Annotated in this window: 5 protein-coding genes; 4 read left to right on the top strand and 1 reads right to left on the bottom strand. The window is 43.7% G+C overall.

Annotated features, from left to right (window positions below; translation table 11 throughout):
• From glgX to CAG69_RS13500, 4 genes are all read left to right on the top strand, one after another.
• Window positions 1-1,939 (top strand): glycogen debranching protein GlgX (gene glgX / locus CAG69_RS13485; RefSeq protein WP_161444648.1); only part of this gene is annotated, 1,939 nt, incomplete at its 5' end.
• A 158-nt stretch (window positions 1,940-2,097) separates the two neighbouring features.
• On the top strand, window positions 2,098-2,742 hold the full coding sequence (locus CAG69_RS13490; RefSeq protein ID WP_161444650.1) for a recombinase family protein: 645 nt from the start codon (window positions 2,098-2,100) through the stop codon (window positions 2,740-2,742).
• On the top strand, window positions 2,739-3,923 hold the full coding sequence (locus CAG69_RS13495; protein ID WP_161444652.1) for a multidrug effflux MFS transporter: 1,185 nt from the start codon (window positions 2,739-2,741) through the stop codon (window positions 3,921-3,923). The genes CAG69_RS13490 and CAG69_RS13495 overlap by 4 nt, the downstream gene beginning before the upstream one ends.
• 79 nt (window positions 3,924-4,002) lie before the next feature.
• The gene (locus tag CAG69_RS13500; RefSeq protein WP_202600777.1) at window positions 4,003-4,647 is read left to right on the top strand and encodes an START domain-containing protein; all 645 of its coding nucleotides are present in this window, start codon (window positions 4,003-4,005) and stop codon (window positions 4,645-4,647) included.
• Between the two features lie 16 nt (window positions 4,648-4,663).
• On the opposite strand, the gene CAG69_RS13505 is transcribed toward CAG69_RS13500, so the two are convergent.
• Window positions 4,664-4,873, bottom strand: a complete 210-nt coding sequence (locus CAG69_RS13505; RefSeq protein ID WP_161444654.1) for a DUF3955 domain-containing protein — start codon at window positions 4,871-4,873, stop codon at window positions 4,664-4,666.
• Between the last annotated feature and the right edge of the window lie 478 nt (window positions 4,874-5,351).

Here is a 5,351-nt window from a genome sequence, read left to right on the forward strand (position 1 = left end):
GGGTGCAACTGTAAATAAAGAAGGTTGTAACTTCTCTATTCACGCTCCGGGGAATAAAGACATAAAACTCGCCCTGTTTGCAGACGATGGCAGTTACGCGCTTCATGATTTACCGAATGAATACGCTGGCATACGTCATACTTTTATTCCGGATATTAAGCCGGGGCAAAAATACGGTTACCTTGTCTCCCACAAGGAAGAGCCACTATTAATTTCTGACCCTTACGCAAAGTCAATTGATAAAGCCCTCCACTACCACCCTCCCTACTCTCCAGCCAAAAGTTTCGATATGCCGAAGTGCATCGTTATCGAAGATAATTTTGACTGGCAAGATACGGATCATCCGCGTATACCCAGAGAAGAGATGGTGTTGTTTGAGACACACGTCAAAGGGCTTACCCAACTTCACCCAGAAGTTGAGGACAACCTGAAAGGGCGCTATTTAGGTCTTGCATCACCTAAAATGCTGGCCTTTTATGAACAGCAAAACATCAACACGCTGCAATTGCTACCTGTCGCAGCGTGTATGCATGAGCCTCACCTACTAGAGATGGAAAAGGTCAATTATTGGGGATACAACCCTTATCTCTTTATGGTGCCCGATCCGCGCTACGCAGAACAAGACGCCTTTACGGAATTAAAAACAACAATTCGCGAATTGCATAAAAACGGCATTGAGGTGATTCTCGACGTGGTTTACAACCACACTGCTGAAGGTGGTGAAGGGCCTACAATTTTCAACCTGAAGGCCCTCGATTCCTGTTTTTACATCAAACATGGCAACCACTTCGCCAATTACACTGGCTGCGGAAATACAGTGGATCTCACCTACCAACCAGCCTTAAACCTTGTGATGGATACATTGCGCTACTGGGTTAGCGAATTTAAAGTCGATGGCTTCCGTTTTGACTTGGCTGCAACGTTAGGTCGACAGGGCGATGATTACAACCCAGAAGCAGCTTTCTTTAAAGCCGTTGCGCAAGACCCAATTTTGCGTGAAACCAAATTGATTGCCGAACCTTGGGATATTGGTCCAAATGGCTACCAAGTGGGTAACTTTCCATTTGGTTGGAACGAATGTAATGACAAACTGCGTGATATTTCCCGCAGTTTTTGGCGCGGTGATCAAGGCTATTTAAAAGAGTTTGCCACTCGATTAATGGGCTCTCGTGACATTTATAGTGCAGCGAACTGGCCATACAAACTCACCGTAAATTACATCACGTATCACGATGGCTTCACACTGCAAGATTTAGTGTCTTACAAGCACAAACATAACGAAGCCAATGGCGAAGAAAATCGCGACGGTCACGGCGACAATCGTTCAGAAAACTATGGTGTTGAAGGCGAGACCGAAAATCTGATGATCATCGCCACGCGTGAGAAGCAAAAACGCAACCTTATTGCTAGCTTGCTGTTTGCCTTCGGTATCCCACACATTCTCACTGCTGATGTTCTGTCTCACACCCAAGGCGGTAACAATAATGCCTATTGCCAAGATAACGAAACCAGTTGGCTGAACTGGGAAGAGACAGAACGTAAGCAACATTTCAAAGCATGGATGTCACAAATGGTCGCCAACCGAAATCAATACATGGTGCCATTTATCCGAGCTTTCAGTGGCGAAAACCGCAATAACAACCGCATTTTCTGGCGCCGAACAGACGGTCGCTTAATGGAGCATGATGATTGGAACCGTTTAAGCTCTGTCGCACTTCACCTTGGCATCGGTAAAGAAGGACAAGAGCTGGTCTATCTCATCAACCAAACTAACGCCACAGCGCGCTTTAAGCTCCCTAATGAGCGAAAGCAAGAATGGGTAACGATCTGCGACACAAACGTACGTAACCTTAACCCAGGGCATGCTGAAGGCGAGGTTTTGCTATCACCTACTTCGATGGTGATTTTGCATTACCAGCCGAAATCGGATCAATCATAGGCAACCGCCCGGAAAGCTTATATACACGACTTAATAGTAAAAGACCCGAAGTCCGTTAACGACTTCGGGTCCATTTAGTGTTGTAAGCATTAATGAACCTCTGTATATTTATGAGCCATTACAGTATATGAACCAAATTAAAAAGGCGTATAGTCCATATGGCTACTTATCTTTACACACGTTACTCGCCAAAGAATCGAGCTTATCAAGAGCACCTCGGTATCCTAAAAGCGTTCGTGCCTGACGCCCAACATTTTGAGGATAAGGTTCGCGGTTGCATGCCTCCAGCAGAACGAGAAGCTTTCCAACAGCTACTCAATATCGTCAAAGCAGGTGATACGATTGTGCTCTGGTGGCTAACGGCATTTGGTCGAGATTTTAGTCAGGCGTTAAATACAATCAAAGTGTTACTAGCAAAAGGGGTCACACTGAAAACCGTTTGTGAGCCACTCACATTTGAACCGGATTCTGTTCAAACTCAAACGCTACTCACCGTGTTATCTGGATATGGAAAAGTGCAGACTGAACATCGCCTGTTTGCCGCAGAGCAAGGACGGCAAGCCATTAAAGAGCAGCCAGATTTGTGGAAACAGAAATTTCGCGGACGCCCAGCAGACAAAACTAAACACCAACAGATCGCAACGTTGCTGTTAGAAGGCTATACGTTGAAGAGTGTTTCAGAGCAGTGTGATGTCAGCCTATCTACCGTAAAACGCGTCAAATCTAAGTTAAATGAAGTGGATGATGAAGGCTGCCTCAGAACACGAAAGCAAAGAGGTTATTCTGATGGTGATCCATCATGAGTCGCCCAATCAACTTTCGCACTATCTTACTCGCCTGTCTTATTATCAGTGTTGGCCAATTGAGCATGGGGCTTGTTATGCCCTCTTTGCCATGGATCGCAAAAGACTTTTCTATCTCCCTTGATCAAGCCCAACTGCTCGTGAGTATTTACTTACTCGGTTTTGGTCCCTCTCAGTTCATTTACGGTCCGGTATCGGATGCTTTGGGTCGAAAAAAAGTGCTACTGACGGGCTTGCTCATCGCGATGTCTGGGCTATTAATGATCATTTTCCTTAGTGACACCTTCACAGGCATGGTGATGGGGCGTTTTCTACAAGGCTTAGGAACTGGGTGCTGCGCGGTACTCGCGAGAGCATCGACTCGAGATAGATTTAGCGGTGATGAGCTCCCTGTCGCCATGTCTTATATCGCTATGGCAGCTTCGATCACGCCACTCATTGCGCCTGTGATTGGCGGCTTTATCAACTTCCACTTTGGTTGGAGTATGGTGTTCATTTCACTGTTAGGTTATGTCTCACTCGCTTGGGTAGTCATCGCCTTTAAGTTTACAGAAACCATTGCAAAACGATCTGTTATTCCGTCACCACGCAACATGCTTTTCCAGTATCGAGACTTGGTGACGTCACGTTACTTTATGAGTTTTGCCAGCATCAGTTGGTTAAACTTCAGCCTGATGATAACGACCGTGTCCGTGATGCCATTTATCATGCAAGACCAAATTGGCATGACATCCGATCAATACGCAATGTGGGCACTCATTCCCGCTTTAGGTATGTTAGGCGGCACCACGATTTGTAACCGAGTAAGGCCAATTATCGGCAACAAAAGAATGCTACTTTGTAGTCCATTCCTGCATCTCAGTGCTGCAATATGGTTGTTCTTCTGCCCGGTAGAACCGCTGTATTTAATGTTGGGGCAACTATTAATGATCTTAGGTAACGGCATTGCCCTACCTTGCGCGCAAGCCATGGTAATGCAACCCTACAAAAAGCAGGCTGGTGCTGCAGCAGCCATGTCTGGAGGTGGACAAATGATCGTATCCTCATTGGTCAGCTTAACATTGGTACAGCTTGGTTTAAGCCAAGCCTGGCATCTATCAATCGTTATTGTGGTGTTTGCAGCCATAACGCTCACCAATATTCAACGAGGTTTTGGAGCAGATCAACCTTCAGAACAGTAACGAAAAGACTGACTATTGTCCTTATAATTAAGAACACATCGTATAAGCTTTAACTAAGGATAAGTTGGCGGGTACTAACATGATGTTGCATTTACGAATTGGCGCGCTACTACTCGCCACTTTTATATCCACTGGCACCACCGCGAAAGCCAACGAGTACTGGCAATTTGATAGTGACGATAACGGAATCACTATCTACTCTCGAGAGCATACCGACGGTTTAGTTGAGATTCGTGCTTGGATGTTCACACCCACCAGCTATGGCGCATTTTTAACGCTATTGGAAGATAGTGACAACATCCCGAACTGGATTGACAATGCCAGTCATAGCCGGGTTTTAAATCAAATATCAGCCACCGAAAACATCGTTTATACCCAATTTACGGCGCCATGGCCTGCAAAAAATCGTGATATGCTCACCTACTCTGAATATTGGGTCGATGAGCTTGGGTTCACGATAAAAATCAAAAGCGCACCAGACTCATATCTTGCTGAACAAAAGGGCTATGTTCGCATTCGTTCGGTTGATGCAACTTGGGAATTACAAAAGCTCACTAATGGCACGACACTCATTGACTACAAAGCGTTTGCTGACCCCGGAGGCCTTTTGCCAATCTGGCTAATCAACAAACTATCAAAACAAAGTGCACGAGCAACATTTAGTAATCTAAGGAAAGAGTTACCAAAATATCAGCAATACTCCCATCCTCAGATAAAGGAGTAAACTTCACGTTTGCTCTTTAATTACGATTACGGTGTTTGACAAAAGAGCCCACAAAAGAGGCGAAGGCTAACCCCAAAAAGAGCCAAAACAAAGGGATAAACCCAAATGACTCTACTAATAAGCCATTTTCATCTACGTAAGAGCCTTGAGCGTAGTACGCAATTAAACATGCCACACCACTCAAAAACAAAACTATGCTCAGTTTATATTTACGAATAAACCCCATCTAAACCTCAAGCAATCAATTGATATGTTTTCGACATATTGCCACCGTATATAGTTCACTCAAAAAACATAGTGTCTCTATGTTTGCTCTAATCTTTATTAAAGGCCTTTTAGTCAGAGACAAGATAAAAACCCAAACATAAAGAATAAAAAGTCAAATTTAACTCAAAATATTATATGCGTTCTCAGAACTATCTTGACCTTTTTTCTCACATATACAGTGTAATTGTTATCATTTTGTTTGCTCAATGCTGCCAAAAATCGTTCACATCTCTCCCAAAATAATTAGTGTTCTAAATATTTTTATTACTCTACGCAAAAACAAACCAAACAACAAAAGACCTTTAAAATCAAAACTTAATATTCATAAATCAATTGTAAAACAATAATAGAAACGAGTTGACCTCTTCATCTCTTTCGCTTTTTTAATTGAACGTCTAATCAAGTTAACGCACAATGCCATCGACAACTCACATAAT

This window comes from Vibrio sp. V43_P6S15P86 (genome assembly GCF_009904725.1).
Lineage (GTDB): Bacteria > Pseudomonadota > Gammaproteobacteria > Enterobacterales > Vibrionaceae > Vibrio > Vibrio diabolicus.